This is a genomic window from Micromonospora sp. AB353, from assembly GCF_049538395.1.
Taxonomy (GTDB): domain Bacteria; phylum Actinomycetota; class Actinomycetes; order Mycobacteriales; family Micromonosporaceae; genus Micromonospora; species Micromonospora aurantiaca.
On the sequence record NZ_JBMVFV010000047.1, the window covers coordinates 1 to 16,723 of the forward strand.

A 16,723-nucleotide genomic window follows, 5' to 3' on the forward strand; every position below is an offset into this window, starting at 1 on the left:
GACCTCCTCCTCACCCAACCCGACGAGCTGACGCCCACCGACGGAGATCTCCCCGGAGATGGTCGTGCGCTTCGCGTTGTGCAAACCGAGGATCGCCAGCGAGGTGACGCTCTTACCGGAACCGGACTCCCCCACGATCCCCAGCGTGCGACCCCGCTCGACGGCGAACGACACCCCGTCCACGGCCTTGACCACGCCGTCCTCGGTGTCGAACCGCACCCGCAGATCCCTGACCTGGAGATAGGGCCCGTCGCCGGAGCGCTGCTCCGGCACCTCCGGGCGGTCCGGCTCCCCGGACGGCACCGCCTCCGACCTGCCCATTGACCGCCTCCCCTTCGGTGATGAAGAGAACCTACAGGAAATCCCCAGAGGCGAAAATAAGCTACATCGAGCGGACTGTCAGCGGTCCGAGCGTAACGACTCGGTCTCCCGTCCGCACGCCCCTCACCTGGGACATCCACAGCCGCGATTGGGCGTCGCCGCCTCGTCGTCGCACCCGGCGTGCGACCGAGATCCCCGCGACGACGGGACCATTCCGCCGGCACGAGGTGGAGGTGACCATGACCGCGGCGGTGTTCGGCCACGACGGCCCGTGGACCGAAGAGGAGTACCTCGCCCTCGGCGAGACACACGGCCACCTCGAATTCTTCGACGGAAGCCTGCACGTGACGCCGGCGGCGACTCCGCGACACCAGCGAGTCCAGCGGAACCTCGGCAACCTGCTGGAGGCCGCAGCCCGGCGCGTCGGCCTGGAACTGCTGGACACGGTGAACGTCCGGCTCCGGCCAGGCCGCATACCGATTCCCGACCTGGTCGTCACCGAGCCGATCGACTTCGACCAGCCGATGATCGAGGCGCGGGACGTGCGGCTCGTGTGCGAGGTCATCTCACCTGGTAACGCGGCAACCGACAAGGTGCTCAAGATGCACTACTACGCTGCTGCGGGCATCGAGTGGTACCTGCTGGTGGAGCAGGAGACAGGCACGCTGCACCTCCACCGGCGGCAGGGTCGGCACTACCGGGAGGTGTCGGTGACCAAGCCCGGTTCCGTGCTGGAGCTGACCGAGCCCGTCCGGGCCACGATCCGGCCGGAGGATCTCGTCCCCTGACGGATGTCGGCGCGCTCGCCTAGGGTCGGGCGCATGAGCGAGCGTCGAGCGACCCAACAGGACAGCGCATGAGCGAGTTCGACGCGGCGACCGCCGCCGTCCAGGCCGCTCTCGACGCGGGCGCCCGCTACGCCGACGCCCGGGTCATGCACCGCCGCTACGAGTCGATGTCGGCCCGCAACGGCGACATCGAGGAGCTGAGCCAGGACGAGAGCATCGGGCTGGGCGTACGCGCGCTCGTCGGATCGGGGTGGGGCTTCCACGCCGTACCCGATCTGTCCGACGCCGCGGCCCGCGACGCCGGCCGGCGCGCCGCGGCGATCGCCACCGCGAGCGCGCGGGTGCCCGGCCCGCCGATCGACCTGGTGCCGGTCGAGGCGATGGTGGCGAGCTGGGCCTCGGACTGCGCGGTCGACCCGCTCGGGGTGCCCCTGTCGGACAAGGGCGACCTGCTGGTCCGCGCCACGGCGACGATGCGCGAGCACGGCGCCGACCTGGCCGAGGGGCTCTACCAGATCTGGGACACCTCGAAGTGGTTCGTCTCCAGCGAGGGCCACCGGATCGACCAGCGCATCCGGGAGTGCGGCGGCGGCATCTCGGCCACCTCGATCGGTGCCGGCGAGACGCAGCGGCGGTCCTACCCGAGCTACCGCGGGCAGTACGGCACCACCGGCTGGGAGCTGGTCACCTCGCTCGACCTGGCCGCGCACGCCGCCCGGATCGCCGAGGAGTCCCGCGAGCTGCTCACCGCGCCGCTCTGCCCGTCCGGCGAGACCGATCTGATCCTCGGCGGCGAGCAGCTCGCGTTGCAGATCCACGAGTCCGTCGGGCACGCCATCGAGCTGGACCGCATCCTCGGCTGGGAGGCGGCGTTCGCCGGCACGTCCTGGCTCGACCTGGCCCGCCTCGGCTCGCTGCGGTACGGCTCCGAGCTGATGAACGTCACCGTCGATCCGACCATCCCCGGCGCGCTCGGCAGCTTCGGCTACGACGACGAGGGCTCCCCGGCGGTCGCCCGGGACGCGGTCCGTGAGGGGCGGTGGGTCGGGGTGCTCGCCGGCCGTGACTCGGCCGCCGTCGCCGGCCTCGACTACGGCGGCAGCGTACGGGCCGACGGCTGGGCCCGGCTGCCGATGGTGCGGATGACGAACGTGGGCCTGGAACCCGGCCCGCACACGCTCGACGAGATCATCGCGGCGACCGACGACGGGGTGCTGATGGACATCAACCGGTCCTGGTCGATCGACGACAAGCGGCTCAACTTCCAGTTCGGCTGCGAGGTCGGCTGGGAGGTGAAGAAGGGCCGCCGGGGGCGGATGCTGCGCAACCCGACCTACACCGGCATCGGGCCGGTCTTCTGGCGCTCGATGGACATGCTCTCCTCGGAGACTGTCGCCTGGGGCACGCCGAACTGCGGGAAGGGGCAGCCCGGCCAGGTCGGGCACACCGGTCACCCGGCCGCGCCGGCCCGGTTCCGCGGCGTCCGCGTGGGGGTGCGGGCGTGAGCGCCGAACTGGAGATCGCCGCCGGGGTGGTGGACCTGGTCCGGCGCACGGCCGGCGCGGGCGCCGAGGCCGAGGTGCTGGTGAACCGCACCGACCTGGCGCTGACCCGCTTCGCCAACTCGTTCATCCACCAGAACGTGTCCGAGACCGGTATCTCCGTACACCTGCGGTTGCACGTGGACGGGCGGACCGCGACCGGCAGCGGCAGCCGGGTCGACGCCGACGGGCTGGCCGCACTGGTCGAGCGGACCCGGGCCGCGGCCCGGCTCGCGCCGCCCGACCCGGCCTGGCCGGGGCTCACCGCCCCGACGCCGATGCCGTCCGGCCCGGCCGTCGACGAGGCCACCGCGTTCGCCTCGCCCGACGAGCGGGCCGGGCGGGTACGCGCGTTCGTGGACGCGGTCGACGGGCTGGAGGCGGCCGGCTACTGCCGCACCGCGTACCGGTCGGGGGCGTTCGCCAACTCGGCCGGGCACACGGCTGCGGGCCGGGCGGCCGAGGCGGCGATGGACGGCATCGCCCGCACCGGCGGCGCCGACGGGGTGGCCCGGCTCTGCGCCGACCGGCTGGCCGATCTCGACGGCGCGGCGCTCGGCGCCCGTGCGGCGGCGAAGGCACGCGCCGCCGCCGACCCGGTCGAGCTGCCGCCCGGGCACTACGAGGTGGTGCTCGAACCGGCGGCCGTCGCCGACCTGCTGCAGAACCTGGCCTGGTACGGCTTCAACGGCAAGCGGTACGCCGAACGGCAGTCGTTCGCCGAACCGGGCACCGCCCAGTTCGACCCGGCGGTGACGCTGGTGGACGACCCGCTGCACGCGAGCACGCTGCCGTTCGACCTGGAGGGCACGCCCCGGCGGGCGCTGCCGCTGGTGCAGGGCGGCACCACAGGGGCAGTGGCGTATGACAGGCGCGGCGGCGCCGAGGCGGGCACCGGGTCCACCGGCCACGGCATGCCGGGGAGCGCGACGTTCGGGCCCATCCCGCACAACGTCCGCCTGCTGGCGGCCGGCACCGACGCGGGCGCGGGGTCGGCCGCCGCGGCGGTGAGCGCCGGCGTGACCGGTGCGGTGGGCGATCCGGACACCGCCGCGCTGGTGTCCGGGATGCGGCGCGGGCTGCTGGTGAGCGACTTCTGGTACACCCGGGTGCTGGACCCGAAGCAGCTGGTGGTCACCGGGCTGACCCGCAACGGCGTGTGGCTGGTCGAGGACGGCGTCCCGACCCGCGCGGTGCGCGACTTCCGGTTCACCGAGTCGTACCCCCTGGCGATGGGGCCGGGCCGGGTGCTCGGCCTGGGCCGGACGGCGGTCCGCCAGCCCGCTCGCGTCGACGGCTCCTGGTACGAGACCCCGGCGCTGCGGCTGTCCTCCTGGCACTTCACCGGCGGCGCGTCCGGGTGACCCGGTGCGCCGCCGGGCGCGCCAGGCAACCGGTCGGCGCACCGTTCGGCCGAACCGCCACATTGATCATGAATGGACTCTTTCCAAGCTGCGGGACACACGGGACACTGCGTTGCGCGGCCGGGCCGTGAAGATCGGCGTAACGTGTGTCACTTAGCCGCACCGGTTCGCCGGTGTGGCCTCGCGCGTGCGCAGGACGTGACAGTGACGTCAGGGAGATGACTCGAATGACAACTACGTCGGCCAGGACGCCGAGACCGCAGCCGCGGGGAGGGCGGGCACGCGCCGCCATCGCGGCGAAGACGTTGCGGACCGACAGATGGTGGATCGCCCCGCTGATCACCGTGGTGGGGCTCAGCGCGTGGGTCATCTACGCGACGGTCCGGGTCTTCATGCACAAGTGGTACTGGGTGGAGCAGTACCACTACCTGACGCCGTTCTACTCCCCCTGCGTCACCGACCGTTGTGTCGAGGGCTCCTCGCACTTCGGCCAGTTCCTGCCCGGCTGGTGGATCATCCCGGACGCGGCGCTCACCCTGCCGTTCCTGCTGCTGTTCCGGTTGACCTGCTACTACTACCGCAAGGCGTACTACCGGTCGTTCTGGCTGTCGCCGCCGGCCTGCGCGGTCCCGGACGGGCACCAGTCGTACAGCGGCGAGACGCGGTTCCCGCTGCTCGGGCAGAACCTGCACCGCTACTTCTTCTACGCCGCCGCGATCATCTCGCTGATCAACACCTGGGACGCGGTCCTGGCCTTCCACTCCCCCGAGGGCTTCGGCTTCGGCCTGGGCAACATCATCCTGCTCGGCAACGTGGTGATGCTGTGGGCGTACACGATCTCGTGCCACTCCTGCCGGCACATCATCGGCGGGCGGCTCAAGCACTTCTCCAAGCACCCGATGCGCTACAAGGCGTGGACCGGGGTGTCCTGGTTGAACGTCCGGCACATGCAGCTCGCCTGGATCACCCTCGGCACCCTGGCACTCACCGACTTCTACGTGATGGCGGTCGCCGCCGGCTGGATCAACGACCTGCGGTTCATCAACTGAGAGCCTGGACATGACTGAGACGCGAATCGAACGACACCACTACGACGTCGTCGTGATCGGGGCCGGTGGCGCCGGCCTGCGCGCGGCGATCGAGGCCCGGCTGGCCGGCAAGAAGACCGCGATCATCTCGAAGTCGCTGTTCGGCAAGGCGCACACGGTGATGGCCGAGGGCGGCGCCGCCGCCGCGATGGGCAACGTGAACTCGCGCGACAACTGGCAGGTGCACTTCCGGGACACCATGCGCGGCGGCAAGTTCCTCAACAACTTCCGGATGGCCGAGCTGCACGCCAAGGAGGCGCCGCAGCGGATCTGGGAGCTGGAGACGTACGGCGCGCTGTTCGACCGCACCAAGGACGGGAAGATCTCGCAGCGCAACTTCGGCGGCCACGAGTACCCGCGCCTGGCGCACGTCGGCGACCGGACCGGCCTGGAGCTGATCCGTACGCTCCAGCAGAAGATCGTCTCGCTCCAGCAGGAGGACAAGCAGGAGTTCGGCAGCTACGACGCGCGGATCCGGGTCTTCTCCGAGACCACGATCACCGAACTGCTGCTCGACGGCGACCGGATCGCCGGGGCGTTCGGCTACTACCGCGAGTCCGGCGAGTTCGTCCTGTTCGAGGCGCCCGCGGTGGTGCTCGCGACAGGCGGAGTCGGACGGTCCTACAAGGTCACCTCGAACTCGTGGGAGTACACCGGTGACGGGCACGCGCTGGCGCTCCGCGCCGGGGCGACGCTGATCAACATGGAGTTCCTCCAGTTCCACCCGACCGGCATGGTCTGGCCGCCCTCGGTGAAGGGCATCCTGGTCACCGAGTCGGTCCGCGGCGACGGCGGCGTGCTGAAGAACTCCGAGGGCAAGCGGTTCATGTTCGACTACGTCCCGGACGTCTTCCGCAAGCAGTACGCGGAGACCGAGGAGGAGGCGGACCGCTGGTACACCGACCCGGACAACAACAGGCGTCCGCCGGAGCTGCTGCCCCGCGACGAGGTCGCCCGCGCGATCAACAGCGAGGTCAAGGAGGGCCGGGGTACGCCGGCCGGCGGCGTCTACCTGGACATCGCCTCCCGTAAGTCGGCCGAGGAGATCCGCCGCCGCCTCCCGTCGATGTACCACCAGTTCAAGGAACTGGCCGACGTCGACATCACCAAGGAGCCGATGGAGGTCGGCCCGACCTGTCACTACGTGATGGGCGGCGTCGAGGTGGACCCGGACTCCGGCGCGGCGTACGGCACGGTGCGCGGGCTCTACGCCGCCGGTGAGGTGTCCGGCGGCATGCACGGCTCCAACCGGCTCGGCGGCAACTCCCTGTCCGACCTGCTGGTCTTCGGCAAGCGCGCGGGCGGGCACGCGGCCACGTACACCGATCAGCTCACCACCCGCCCGGCGGTGTCGGTGGCGGCGGTCGAGGCCGCCGTGGAGACGGCGCTGGCGCCCCTGCAGCGGGACACCGGCGAGAGCCCCTACCAGCTCCAGCAGGACCTCCAGGCGGTGATGGGCGACCTGGTCGGCATCATCCGCCGGGAGAGCGAGCTGGCGGACGCCATGCGCAGGCTGGCCGAGCTGCGGGAGCGGGTGGCGAAGGTCAGCGCGGCCGGCGGCCGGCGCTACAACCCGGGCTGGCACCTGGCGCTGGACCTGCGCAACATGCTCGTGGTCTCGGAGTGCACCGCGATGGCGGCGCTGGAGCGGCAGGAGTCACGCGGCGGGCACACCCGGGAGGACTACCCGGCGATGGACCCGAAGTGGCGCCGGGTCAACCTGGTCTGCTCGCTGGACGGGGACGCGGTCCGGCTCACCGAGAAGCCGCTGCCGAAGATGCGGCCGGAGCTGATCGGGCTGTTCGACCGGGCCGAGCTGGCCAAGTACCTGACCGACGAGGAACTCGCCGAGTTCGACGCCCTCACCGAGGAGGCGAACAACTGATGGGAAATAAGCGCCAGTTCCGCATCTGGCGGGGCGACGAGACCGGCGGCGACCTGAAGGACTACACGGTCGAGGTGAACGAGGGCGAGGTGGTCCTCGACGTGATCCACCGGCTCCAGGCCACCGAGGCGCCCGACCTGGCGTGCCGGTGGAACTGCAAGGCCGGCAAGTGCGGCTCCTGCTCCATGGAGATCAACGGCAAGCCGCGGCTGGGCTGCATGACCCGGATGTCGACGTTCGAGGAGTCCGAGACCGTCACGGTCACCCCGCTGCGCACCTTCCCGGTGATCCGGGACCTGGTCACCGACGTCTCGTTCAACTACGAGAAGGCCCGGGAGACCCCGGCGTTCGCGCCGCCGGCCGACGTGGCGCCCGGCGACTACCGGATGCAGCAGGTCGACGTCGAGCGCTCGCAGGAGTTCCGCAAGTGCATCGAGTGCTTCCTGTGCCAGAACGTCTGCCACGTGATCCGTGACCACGAGGAGAACAAGCCGGCGTTCTCCGGTCCCCGGTTCTTCATCCGGGCGGCCGAGCTGGACATGCACCCGCTCGACGCGCGTACCGACCGCCGGGAGTACGCGCAGTCGGACATGGGACTCGGGTTCTGCAACATCACCAAGTGCTGCACCGAGGTCTGCCCCGAGCACATCAAGATCACCGACAACGGGATCATCCCCATGAAGGAACGGGTCGTCGACCGCAGGTACGATCCCCTTGTGTGGCTCGGTAACAAGATCTTCCGGAGGGGTCAGGTGCCTCAGACCAGCGCGACCAGCGGGCATTCCAGCGGTGCCGTCACGTCCGGAGGGGCGCACGGCGGGGCGCACGCGCACGGCGGCGGTTCGCACGCCGGCGGGGTGCACTCGCACGCGGGCGGCTCGCACGACAGCGCCGCCGAGCGTCAGGCGCAGCAGGGCGTCAACTGGCACCGCGAGGTGCCGCACCCGACCGCCCCGGCGGTGGACGCCAACGGCCGGCTGCCGCTGACCGAGCTGACGTTCAACAAGGCCGCCGCGCCGTCGCCGTTCGGCGACGACGTGACGTTCCCGCTGCCGCCCGAGCACCTCAACTTCGCTCACCCGCAGCAGGACGAGCCGAAGCACTGAACAGCAGCACGACGACGACGGGGGCCAGCGGCACACGCCGCGGGCCCTCGTCCCGTTTCTGCCCGGCTGTCCGGTTCACCGGACGGCCCGGCTCGCGCCGCGATCGTTCAGGCGGTGTCGAGCAGCGGGCGCAGCGCGGCCACGATCGGCACGTCGGCCGGCAGCCAGTCGACGCTGTCCAGCTCGCCGGCGGACAGCCAGCGCAGCTCGGCGTGCTCCAGCGCCTTGGGCTCGTCGCCGTGCAGCAGGCGGGCGGCGTAGACGCGCAGCACGGACCTGCCGTGCGCCATCCGTACGTCCCGGCCGACGCGTGCGCCGACCGCCACCCGTACGCCCAGTTCCTCGGCACACTCCCGGGCCAGCGCGTCGGTCTCGGCCTCACCGGGCTCGACCTTTCCGCCCGGGAACTCCCATCGCCCCGCCACCTCGGGGGGCGCGGAGCGCTCGCACGCCAGCACCCGGCCGCCCTCGATGATCGCCGCCCCGACGACCACCTTCGGCTCCCGCCGGTCGGCCTGCCCGCTTCCGCTAACCCGTTCGGTCCGCACGGGCCACCAGCGTGCCAGATCAATCGGCGGTTTGGGTAGCTGCGTCGACCGTCAGGTCAGCAGAACACGGAAGTGTGGGCGTGGACACACCATCTGAGTGGCGAGAGACTAGAGGGCGTCGACTGGGACACGGGATGGCGACGATTTGGCCACAAGCCGGCAACGACGCCTGGGAGGTGCGGTGATGCGCGTGCTGTTCAGCGGCCGGGCGAAGCACGACTACCTCAGCGACGCGCTCGCCCTGCTGTCCGGATGGACGCGCGAGGGCGAACAGATCCGCCGCACCATCGTCCTCGACGACACCCAGCACGCGGCGCTCACCGAGCGGGTGGCGGTGGTGGCCGACGCGTTGCGGCTGCGCCCCGAGATCAGCCGGCGGGCCGACCGTACCCAGATCCGGCTCGGGCACGACGACGGCGAGCCGCTCACCGAGGGTGAGGTGCTGCTGGCCGCGCGCATCGAGGACGCGGTCCGCGCGGTCACCGAGTCCTGAGCCGCTGGCACGCCCCGCCTACCCTCGGGTGCATGTCTGGCCCCACGTACGACCGCAAGGAACAGTTCCAGCAGATCCAGAGCGGGTTGCTGCCCGGCGAGCAGATCATCGCCGTCTACGACGCGATCGGCACCGGCACCGGCTTCATCGGCCTGACCGACCGGCGCGTGATCGTCCAGGACCGCTCCTTCGTCGGCAAGCGGTACGCGATCACCAGCATCCCGTACTCGAAGATCACCAGCGTGAGCGTGGTGAGCAACAAGTCCTGGGGTGGTTCGTTCTTCTCCACCGGGTCCATCGCCGTGCACGTCGGCACGCACACCTACGAGGTCGAGTTCCGGGGCGCGCAGAAGAGCCACCACGTGCACAACGTGATCCTGCAGTACATCTCCTGACCCGCCTGGCACAATCGCCGCCATGCGGGGGCTGACGGCGCGATGGCGGGCCTGGCGGGGCGACCATCGGCGCGCCGTACGCCTGCTCCGCCGCCTCCTGGTGCTCGCCACCGCCGCCGTGGTGCTGCTCGGCGCCGCCACGGTCGCCAGCGCGACCTGGGTCCGCGGCGCCGCCGAGGGCCGCCTGTTCGACGCCGCGGACGCGCCGGAGACGCCGGTGGCCCTCGTGCTGGGCACCAAGGTGGAGCCGGACGGCACGCCGGCGCCGTTCCTGGCCGCCCGGCTGGAGATCGCCCGCCAGTTGTACGCCGCCGGCAAGGTCCGGGTGCTACTGCTCTCCGGAGACCACATGAACTGGGACTACGACGAGCCGGAGGCGATGCGGCGCTGGCTCGTCGACCGGGGCGTCCCGGCGGAGAAGACGGTGCTGGACCACGCCGGGTTCGACACGTACGACTCGTGTGTCCGCGCGTACCGCGTCTTCGGGGTCCGGCGGGCCACAGTGGTCACCCAGTCGTTCCATCTGCCGCGCGCGGTGGCGCTCTGCCGGGACGCCGGCATCGACACCGTCGGCGTCGGCGACGACACCGCCCGCCGGTACGCGGACCAGTGGCGGATCAGCTCCGTCCGCGAGTACGGCGCGTGCGTGAAGGCCGCCGCGGACGTGCTCACCGGGCGTGACCCGGTGCACCTCGGCCGCCGGGAGACCGGGGTGGACGACGCGCTGCGGGCGTAATCCGGTTGTCCCTCCGGCACCGTTGCTGGTCTGCTGAACCCCTCGAAGCCGACCGGAGGGAGCACCGCCATGCCACACGCTGCGAAGCCCAGCCGACCCGTCGTCACCCTTTCCGAAACGAGGCTTCGTGTTGTCGTACCCCATTCCGGCGGAGGTCACTGACCTCGCGCCGCGTCGCGTCCCGTCCACCCGGCGGGAGGGCGCGTGATGTCCGTCTTCGACGATCCCGGCCTGTTCGGCCGGCTCTGGGCCGCCACCTACGACGGCCCCGGCAATCCCGACCCGGCCCCGGCCGTCGACTTCCTCGCGCCGCTGGCCGAGGGCGGCCCAGTGCTCGAACTGGCGATCGGCACCGGCCGGGTGGCCCTGCCGCTGGCCGAGCGCGGCCTGACCGTGGAGGGCGTCGAGGCGTCCCCGGAGATGGTCGCGCACCTGCGCGCCAAGCCGGGCGGCGCGGACATGCCCGTGACCGTAGGCGACATGGCGGACGTCCCGGTCGCCGGGCCGTACCGTCTGGTGTTCCTGGTGTTCAACACGCTGTTCAACCTGGTCTCCGAGGAGCGCCAGGCGGCGTGCTTCCGCAACGTCGCCCGGGTGCTCGCGCCCGGCGGGGCGTTCGTCATCGAGACCTTCGTGCCCGACCCGGCGGACTTCGACCGGGACGAGCAGGTCCAGGTGCGGGAGGTGACCGAGGACTCGGCCACCATCCGCATGCACCGGTACGACCGGGCGGCGCAGACGTTCGTGCGCCAGACCGTCACGTTCGACGCCGCCGGCGTGCACCTCAAGCCGTTCGCCATGCGGTACGCCTGGCCGGAACAGATCGACGAGCTGGCGGAGCGGGCCGGGCTGCGGCTCACCGAGCGGTACGCCGACTGGGACCGGTCGCCGTTCGACGCGGACAGCCGCTCGCACATCTCCGTGTACCGGCGGCGGTAGCGCTCACGTCGAGGGGCCGGGCATCACGTCCCGGCCCCTCGGCGCGCGACTACGCTGACGACCGCCGGTCCGGACAGGGGGAACCGATGACAGTCACCGTCGTCGCGATGGACGACTCGCACGCCGACGCCGTGCTGGAGATCTATCGCCTCGGCATCGCCGAGGGCAATGCCACGTTCGAGACCGAGCCGCCGGACTGGACGCGGTTCACCGCCGCTCGCCTGCCCGGCCACCGCTGGGTGGCGCTCGACGAGGCGGGCGACGTGCTCGGCTGGGTGGCCTGCTCGGCGGTCTCCGACCGCTGCGTGTACGCCGGCGTGGTCGAGCACTCCGTCTACGTGCACCCGAGGGGGCGCGGGCGCGGGGTCGGGCGGGCCCTGCTGGCGGCGCTGATCGCCTCGACCGAGGCGGCCGGGATCTGGACCATCCAGTCCGGTGTGTTCCCGGAGAACACCGCGAGTCTCGCGCTGCACGCGGCGTGCGGCTTCCGCGTCGTCGGCACCCGCGAGCGGGTGGGCCGCCACCACGGCACCTGGCGCGACGTGACCTTGATCGAACGCCGCAGCCCCGAGATCTGACCTCCCCTCGGGGTCCGCCCCGGTGATCAAGGAGTTTGTGTCCGGCCGGGGCGGCCCGGGTGACGCAAACCCCTTGATCACCGGGTCGGTCAGGCGCCGACCAGGTGGCGGCGCACCAGGGCGTCCCGCTCCAGGACCAGGTCGACCATCTGCCAGAATTCGGCGAGCCGGGGATGGGCCAGGCCCTCCTCGCGGCTGAGCTTGCGGCCGAAGATCGGGCTGTCCCCCGCGACCTCACCACCGTTGACGAGCGTCGCGGCCGGCCCCGGCGAGCCGGCCACCGGCCCGACCCGGCAGCCGAAGGTGACGTGATCGTCGAAGTCGTCGCGGTCGTCGGTGCGACGGTTTCCGGGCTCTCAGCGCCTGGTCTCGTACCTGGTCAGGAGCACGCCACCAGGGAACGTCCGGGTCTCCACCAGGGCCAGGTTCACCCAGTTGTCGAGGGCCGTGAAGAACGGCTTACCGCCACCCACCAGCACCGGATGGGTGACGAGCACGTACTCGTCGATCAGGCCGCCCCGCATGGCCGCCGAGGCGAGGGTGGCGCCACTGATGTCCATCGGACCACCGTCCTCGGCCTTCAGCCGGCTGATCTCGGTGACCGCGTCGCCGGTGACCAGGCGGGTGTTCCAGTCGACCGGTCTGGACGTCGAGGAGAACACCACCTTCGGCATGTCCCGCCAGCGGCGGGCGAACTCGGCGTGCGCAGGTGTGACGTCCGGCTGCTGATCGGCGGTCGGCCAGTGGGAGCTCATCGCCTCCCACAGTCGCCGCCCGTAGAGCGCCGTGCCGGTCGCCGCCACCCGGTCGGACCACCACTGGAACAACTCGTCGCTCGGCACACCCCAGCCGAGATCGTCGCCGGGCGCAGCGACATAGCCGTCCAGGCTCACGTTCATGCCGAAGGTCAGTTTGCGCATCGTGCCAGCCTCCCGTGGGTCGGTACTCGACGTACAGACCAGCACGGCACCGGGAAACCATCGATCAGGCCACGCCGAGCGCCGGCCCACCAGGATTCAGACGTCGAAGCGGAACCAAGGGCGCCTCGGTCGCCAGCAGCGGGAACAGGACTCACGGCCGGCTGGCAGGGCGTTGCGGATGGTCAGCGCTGGTCGCCGCCTGACGGCATTTCACACGTCGAACCGGGAATCACCGGGGCCGGCGGCAGGTTCTCGACTACCAGCTCTGCGGCTTCTTCCGCCGTTGCGGCCAAGCCGATGATCCGCTCATAACCGGCGGCAATGACTTGGTAGGGAGGGCCGCCGCAGGCGATGAGGGGCAGATCGTGGGCAGGGGTATCGGGCTCGCTCCAAGCGGTCCAGAAGAACTTGATCGTCCCGTGCGTGGCCATAGGGAAGAGGGCGCGCAACGTGGGGTGCTCATAGGCTGCCCGGAAGACCGGATCGTCCACCCACCAGCCCTGCGTGTCCTCCATGAGCGCGCGCCAGACGTCGTCCGCCGACGTCACCGGTTCCATCGGAGCATCCTTGCACGAGCAGCCAACTGCTCGATGATTCTGCTGATGCAGCGCTCAGTCCAGATTCAGACGTTGAAGCGGAACTCCACCACGTCGCCGTCCTGCATGACGTACTCCTTGCCCTCGATCCGGACCTTGCCGGCGGCCTTGGCCGCCGCCATCGATCCGGCCTCGACCAGGTCGTCGTAGGAGACCACCTCGGCCTTGATGAAGCCGCGCTGGAAGTCGCTGTGGATCACCCCGGCGGCCTCCGGCGCGGTCGCGCCGACCGGGACGGTCCAGGCCCGCGCCTCCTTGGGGCCGGCCGTCAGGTACGTCTGGAGCCCGAGCGTCCGGAAGCCCACTCGGACGAGCTGGTTCAGGCCGGGCTCGGACTGCCCGATCGACTCCAGCAACTCTCGGGCCTCGTCCTCGGGCAGGTCCACCAGCTCGGACTCGATCTTGGCGTCCATGAAGATCGCCTCGGCGGGTGCGACGAGGCCGCGCAGCTCGTCGAGGAACTCCTCGTTGCCCAGCTCCGCCTCGTCGACGTTGAAGACGTAGAGGAACGGCTTGGTGGTGAGCAGGTGCAGCTCACGCAGGTGTTCCAGCTCGACCTTCGCGGCGGCGGCGCCCGCATACAGGGTCACGCCGTTGTCGAGGACCTCGACCGCCTTCTTGGCTGCCTCGACCGCGGCGGCCCGGTCCTTGCGGAGCTTGGCCTCCTTCTCCAGCCGGGGAAGCGCCTTCTCCAGCGTCTGGATGTCGGCCAGGATCAGCTCGGTGTTGATCGTCTCGATGTCGTCGGCCGGGGAGACCTTGCCGTCGACGTGCACCACGTTCGGGTCGGAGAAGGCGCGCACCACCTGGCAAATCGCCGAGGCGTCCCGGATGTTGGCGAGGAACGCGTTGCCCCGCCCCTGCCCCTTGGAGGCGCCCCGGACCAGGCCGGCGATGTCGACGAACGAGACCGGCGCCGGCAGCACCTTCTGCGAGGAGAAGATCTCGGCCAGCTTGGCCAGCCGCTCGTCGGGCAGCCCGACCACGCCGACGTTCGGCTCGATGGTGGCGAACGGGTAGTTCGCAGCGAGCACGTCGTTCTTGGTCAGCGCGTTGAACAGGGTGCTCTTGCCCACGTTGGGCAGGCCGACGATGCCGATGGTGAGACTCACGACGAACCAGCTTACGCGCTTCGCCGCCCGCGCCGGGCAGGCAGGTCCGCGAAGCCGCTCACTCCGACGCGGCGGACAGCAGGCGCGGCTCGATCCGGGTCTCCCGGGCGGTGCCGTCCTCGGCGCGGACCAGCTCGTACGCGGCCACGCCGGGACGGTCCGCCACCGCCTCGGCCAGCCGGGTGCCCCGGTAGATCAGCCCCACCCCGTCGTCGGTGCAGTGGCTCGCCGGAAGCGTGCCGTCGGCGACCAGCCGGTGCATCAGCGGGCGGCGCTGCTCCTCGCTGTCGTAGTGCACGCCGTTGCCGTACGGGAGCCAGCCCAGCCCTTCGGTGAAGGGCCGCAGCGTCGGGCCGTAGCTGTCGGTGGCGCCGCCGGTGTGCCAGCAGATCGAGCCGGCGGACACCCCGCCGAGCACCACTCCGGCCTGCCAGCACTCGTGCAGGATCTCCGGCAGGCCGTGCACCCGCCAGACCGCGCAGAGGTTCGCCACGCTGCCGCCGCCGACCCAGATGACGTCCTGCGCGAGCAGGTGCGCGCGGATGTCCTCGACGTTGGGCATCGGGTAGAGCGCCAGGTGGGAGGCGCGGAACCGGGTGCCGGCGAAGGCGCCGTAGAAGACGGTGAACCCGGTCGGCTGGTCGCCGGTGGCCTGGCCGAGGTAGCAGACGCGCGGCGCGTCACCGGCCCCGGCCAGGTCGGCCATCAGGTCGAACAGGGCGCTGGGCCGCGCGTCCCAGGGGCCACGGCGACGGCTGGCGAAACCCATGCTGGTGGCGACGATCGTCGGTTCGGTGGCGGGCATGGGCGTCCTTCCGGGGCGGTGGCGGTGCCGATCATTGTGCCGGATCCGCGGGTCCGGCCTCGGCCGCCGCGAGCAACGCGCGCAGCAGATCGGCCAGCCGGTCCTGGTCGGCGGGGGGCAGCGCGTCGAGGATCCGCCGCTGCACGGCGAGCCCGGCCTCGGCCGACTCCTCCACCACCCGGCGGCCGGTGTCGGTGAGCGTCACCCGCAGCGCCCGCCGGTCGGCCGGGTCGGGCGAGCGCCGTACCAGGCCGGCCCGTTCGAGCCGGTCGAGCCGCCCGGTCATGCCGCCGGAGGTGAGCATCAGCGAGGCGGCGAGCGCCTTCGGCGCCAGCGTGTACGGCGAGCCGGAGCGCCGCAGCGCTGCGAGCACGTCGAACTCACCCCGGCCGATGTTCCAGCCCGCGTACACCTTCTCCTGGCCGTCGCCGACCAGGCGGGCCAGCCGGTAGATGCGGCCGAACACGGCCATCGGCTCGGGCCGCATGCCGGGGCGTTCCCGCCGCCACTGCTCGACGATCGCGTCCACCTCGTCGCCTGTCACGGCTGCCGATTGTGCCGCACGTCCCACTTCCCCTTTTCGCTCGACCCTGATTAGCTTAGCGCTAAGATACTTAGGGCTGAGAAAGAGGCCACCATGAACCCCCGCTGGACCGACGTCGCGCTCACCGCCGCCGCACCCGTCACCTGGGGCACCACGTACCTGGTCACCGCCGAACTCCTGCCCCCGGACCGGCCGCTCTGGGCCGGGGCGATCCGCGCCCTCCCGGCCGGCCTGCTGCTGCTCGCCCTGACCCGCAGACGACCACACGCCCTCTGGTGGGGGCGGGCCGCCGTACTCGGCGCGCTGAACATCGGGGTGTTCTTCCCGCTACTGTTCCTCGCCGCGTACCGGCTGCCCGGCGGCACCGCCGCCGTCCTCGGCGCCGCGCAGCCGCTGCTGGTGGCGGTGCTGACGGTCGCACTGCTCCGCGACCGCCCCACCCGGCCGGCGCTGGTCGCCGCCGTGGCCGCCCCGCTCGGCGTCGCCCTCGTGGTGCTGCGGCCGGGCGCCGGTCTGGACCCGCTCGGCGTCGCCGCCGGGCTGGCCGGTGCCGTGGCGATGGCCGCCGGGCTGGTACTCACCCGCCGCTGGGGCCGGCCGCCCGGCTTGGGCGTCCTCGCCGCGACGAGCTGGCAGCTCGTCGCCGGCGGCCTGATGATCGTGCCGGTCGCCGCCGCCGTCGAGGGCGCACCACCTGTGCCCGACGGGCCGGCCCTTCTCGGGTACGCGTGGCTCGGGCTGGCCGGCACCGCCCTGGCGTACGTGCTGTGGTTCCGGGGCGCGGCGCGACTGCCGGTGTCCCGCGTGTCGGTGCTGGGCGCGTTGAGCCCGCTCACCGCCGCGGCGCTCGGCTGGGTGGTGCTCGGTGAGGCGCTGGACCCGGTCCAGCTCACCGGTTTCGCGGTCGCAGTGGCGGCGATGGTGCTCGCCCAGTTGCCGGACCGGGCGGCGATCCCATCCGGCG

General features: G+C 71.6%; 19 protein-coding genes and 1 pseudogene. 12 read left to right on the forward strand and 8 right to left on the reverse strand.

Features of this window, described 5'->3' with window-relative positions:
- On the reverse strand, window positions 1–321 hold a 321-nt coding region (locus tag ACPCK6_RS19290), incomplete at its 3' end, for an ATP-binding cassette domain-containing protein (protein ID WP_423481808.1).
- Window positions 322–560: 239 nt separating this feature from the next.
- Between ACPCK6_RS19290 and ACPCK6_RS19295 the strand changes: the two genes are divergently transcribed.
- The 6 genes from ACPCK6_RS19295 (at window position 561) to ACPCK6_RS19320 (ending at window position 8,093) form a co-directional block, all read left to right on the forward strand.
- A complete protein-coding gene (locus ACPCK6_RS19295) occupies window positions 561–1,109 on the forward strand; it encodes a Uma2 family endonuclease (protein ID WP_396884314.1) in 549 nt (182 codons plus the stop codon).
- Between the two features lie 68 nt (window positions 1,110–1,177).
- On the forward strand, window positions 1,178–2,614 hold the full coding sequence (locus ACPCK6_RS19300) for a TldD/PmbA family protein (protein ID WP_423481809.1): 1,437 nt from the start codon (window positions 1,178–1,180) through the stop codon (window positions 2,612–2,614).
- Window positions 2,611–4,014, forward strand: coding sequence for a TldD/PmbA family protein (locus ACPCK6_RS19305; RefSeq protein ID WP_423481810.1), 1,404 nt, complete (start codon window positions 2,611–2,613; stop codon window positions 4,012–4,014). The genes ACPCK6_RS19300 and ACPCK6_RS19305 overlap by 4 nt, the downstream gene beginning before the upstream one ends.
- 227 nt (window positions 4,015–4,241) lie before the next feature.
- Window positions 4,242–5,063, forward strand: coding sequence for a succinate dehydrogenase subunit SdhC (gene sdhC / locus ACPCK6_RS19310; RefSeq protein ID WP_396884311.1), 822 nt, complete (start codon window positions 4,242–4,244; stop codon window positions 5,061–5,063).
- Between the two features lie 10 nt (window positions 5,064–5,073).
- Window positions 5,074–6,987, forward strand: a complete 1,914-nt coding sequence (locus tag ACPCK6_RS19315; RefSeq protein WP_366621819.1) for a fumarate reductase/succinate dehydrogenase flavoprotein subunit — start codon at window positions 5,074–5,076, stop codon at window positions 6,985–6,987.
- On the forward strand, window positions 6,987–8,093 hold the full coding sequence (locus ACPCK6_RS19320) for a succinate dehydrogenase/fumarate reductase iron-sulfur subunit (RefSeq protein WP_423481811.1): 1,107 nt from the start codon (window positions 6,987–6,989) through the stop codon (window positions 8,091–8,093). Before ACPCK6_RS19315 ends, ACPCK6_RS19320 begins: the two co-directional genes overlap by 1 nt.
- Before the next feature lie 107 nt (window positions 8,094–8,200).
- Here the strand turns inward: ACPCK6_RS19320 and ACPCK6_RS19325 are convergent, their stop codons facing one another.
- Window positions 8,201–8,641 carry a (deoxy)nucleoside triphosphate pyrophosphohydrolase gene (locus ACPCK6_RS19325; RefSeq protein ID WP_396884308.1) on the reverse strand — a complete coding sequence of 147 codons (441 nt, stop codon included), beginning with the start codon at window positions 8,639–8,641 and terminating at the stop codon, window positions 8,201–8,203.
- 184 nt (window positions 8,642–8,825) lie between these two features.
- Between ACPCK6_RS19325 and ACPCK6_RS19330 the strand changes: the two genes are divergently transcribed.
- The 5 genes from ACPCK6_RS19330 to ACPCK6_RS19350 all read left to right on the forward strand — a co-directional run bounded on the left by ACPCK6_RS19330 (window position 8,826) and on the right by ACPCK6_RS19350 (window position 11,782).
- Window positions 8,826–9,134 carry a 4a-hydroxytetrahydrobiopterin dehydratase gene (locus ACPCK6_RS19330; RefSeq protein ID WP_135241957.1) on the forward strand — a complete coding sequence of 103 codons (309 nt, stop codon included), beginning with the start codon at window positions 8,826–8,828 and terminating at the stop codon, window positions 9,132–9,134.
- A 32-nt stretch (window positions 9,135–9,166) separates the two neighbouring features.
- Entirely contained in the window at window positions 9,167–9,529 is a 363-nt protein-coding gene (locus tag ACPCK6_RS19335) for a PH domain-containing protein (protein ID WP_135241958.1), read from the forward strand.
- A gap of 22 nt (window positions 9,530–9,551) precedes the next feature.
- Window positions 9,552–10,265, forward strand: coding sequence for a SanA/YdcF family protein (locus ACPCK6_RS19340; protein WP_396884306.1), 714 nt, complete (start codon window positions 9,552–9,554; stop codon window positions 10,263–10,265).
- Window positions 10,266–10,472: 207 nt separating this feature from the next.
- A complete protein-coding gene (locus tag ACPCK6_RS19345; RefSeq protein ID WP_318335626.1) occupies window positions 10,473–11,204 on the forward strand; it encodes a class I SAM-dependent methyltransferase in 732 nt (243 codons plus the stop codon).
- Window positions 11,205–11,290: 86 nt separating this feature from the next.
- Window positions 11,291–11,782 (forward strand): GNAT family N-acetyltransferase, encoded by a 492-nt coding sequence (locus ACPCK6_RS19350; protein ID WP_396884304.1) that lies wholly within the window; start codon window positions 11,291–11,293, stop codon window positions 11,780–11,782.
- Window positions 11,783–11,871: 89 nt separating this feature from the next.
- Here ACPCK6_RS19350 and ACPCK6_RS19355 read toward each other — a convergent pair whose 3' ends face one another.
- The 6 genes from ACPCK6_RS19355 to ACPCK6_RS19380 form a co-directional block, all read right to left on the reverse strand.
- Window positions 11,872–12,063, reverse strand: a complete 192-nt coding sequence (locus ACPCK6_RS19355) for a hypothetical protein (RefSeq protein ID WP_423481812.1) — start codon at window positions 12,061–12,063, stop codon at window positions 11,872–11,874.
- Between the two features lie 75 nt (window positions 12,064–12,138).
- Window positions 12,139–12,702: a dihydrofolate reductase family protein gene (locus ACPCK6_RS19360; protein ID WP_423481813.1), complete on the reverse strand. Its 564-nt coding sequence runs from the start codon at window positions 12,700–12,702 to the stop codon at window positions 12,139–12,141.
- Between the two features lie 182 nt (window positions 12,703–12,884).
- Window positions 12,885–13,259 (reverse strand): DUF6193 family natural product biosynthesis protein, encoded by a 375-nt coding sequence (locus ACPCK6_RS19365; RefSeq protein WP_423481814.1) that lies wholly within the window; start codon window positions 13,257–13,259, stop codon window positions 12,885–12,887.
- A 65-nt stretch (window positions 13,260–13,324) separates the two neighbouring features.
- Complete coding sequence (gene ychF, locus ACPCK6_RS19370; protein ID WP_018784691.1) at window positions 13,325–14,410, reverse strand: redox-regulated ATPase YchF; 1,086 nt, start codon at window positions 14,408–14,410, stop codon at window positions 13,325–13,327.
- A 58-nt stretch (window positions 14,411–14,468) separates the two neighbouring features.
- The gene (locus ACPCK6_RS19375) at window positions 14,469–15,215 is read right to left on the reverse strand and encodes a Type 1 glutamine amidotransferase-like domain-containing protein (RefSeq protein WP_318335632.1); all 747 of its coding nucleotides are present in this window, start codon (window positions 15,213–15,215) and stop codon (window positions 14,469–14,471) included.
- Between the two features lie 31 nt (window positions 15,216–15,246).
- The gene (locus ACPCK6_RS19380; RefSeq protein ID WP_135241967.1) at window positions 15,247–15,759 is read right to left on the reverse strand and encodes a MarR family winged helix-turn-helix transcriptional regulator; all 513 of its coding nucleotides are present in this window, start codon (window positions 15,757–15,759) and stop codon (window positions 15,247–15,249) included.
- A gap of 93 nt (window positions 15,760–15,852) precedes the next feature.
- Here ACPCK6_RS19380 and ACPCK6_RS19385 point away from each other — a divergent pair.
- Window positions 15,853–16,674, forward strand: a pseudogene (locus tag ACPCK6_RS19385) (EamA family transporter); the annotation flags it as partial.
- Window positions 16,675–16,723 lie beyond the last annotated feature (49 nt).

Excerpts from the sequence above, each read along its gene's own strand:
- ACPCK6_RS19350 (WP_396884304.1), top strand. The coding sequence starts at position 11,291 with ATGACAGTCACCGTCGTCGCGATGGACGACTCGCACGCCGACGCCGTG.
- ACPCK6_RS19340 (WP_396884306.1), top strand. The coding sequence starts at position 9,552 with ATGCGGGGGCTGACGGCGCGATGGCGGGCCTGGCGGGGCGACCATCGG.
- ACPCK6_RS19315 (WP_366621819.1), top strand. The coding sequence starts at position 5,074 with ATGACTGAGACGCGAATCGAACGACACCACTACGACGTCGTCGTGATC.
- ACPCK6_RS19300 (WP_423481809.1), top strand. The coding sequence starts at position 1,178 with ATGAGCGAGTTCGACGCGGCGACCGCCGCCGTCCAGGCCGCTCTCGAC.
- ACPCK6_RS19335 (WP_135241958.1), top strand. The coding sequence starts at position 9,167 with ATGTCTGGCCCCACGTACGACCGCAAGGAACAGTTCCAGCAGATCCAG.
- ACPCK6_RS19360 (WP_423481813.1), bottom strand. The coding sequence starts at position 12,702 with ATGCGCAAACTGACCTTCGGCATGAACGTGAGCCTGGACGGCTATGTC.
- ACPCK6_RS19365 (WP_423481814.1), bottom strand. The coding sequence starts at position 13,259 with ATGGAACCGGTGACGTCGGCGGACGACGTCTGGCGCGCGCTCATGGAG.
- ACPCK6_RS19320 (WP_423481811.1), top strand. The coding sequence starts at position 6,987 with ATGGGAAATAAGCGCCAGTTCCGCATCTGGCGGGGCGACGAGACCGGC.
- ACPCK6_RS19375 (WP_318335632.1), bottom strand. The coding sequence starts at position 15,215 with ATGCCCGCCACCGAACCGACGATCGTCGCCACCAGCATGGGTTTCGCC.
- ACPCK6_RS19295 (WP_396884314.1), top strand. The coding sequence starts at position 561 with ATGACCGCGGCGGTGTTCGGCCACGACGGCCCGTGGACCGAAGAGGAG.
- ACPCK6_RS19345 (WP_318335626.1), top strand. The coding sequence starts at position 10,473 with ATGTCCGTCTTCGACGATCCCGGCCTGTTCGGCCGGCTCTGGGCCGCC.
- ACPCK6_RS19330 (WP_135241957.1), top strand. The coding sequence starts at position 8,826 with ATGCGCGTGCTGTTCAGCGGCCGGGCGAAGCACGACTACCTCAGCGAC.
- sdhC (WP_396884311.1), top strand. The coding sequence starts at position 4,242 with ATGACAACTACGTCGGCCAGGACGCCGAGACCGCAGCCGCGGGGAGGG.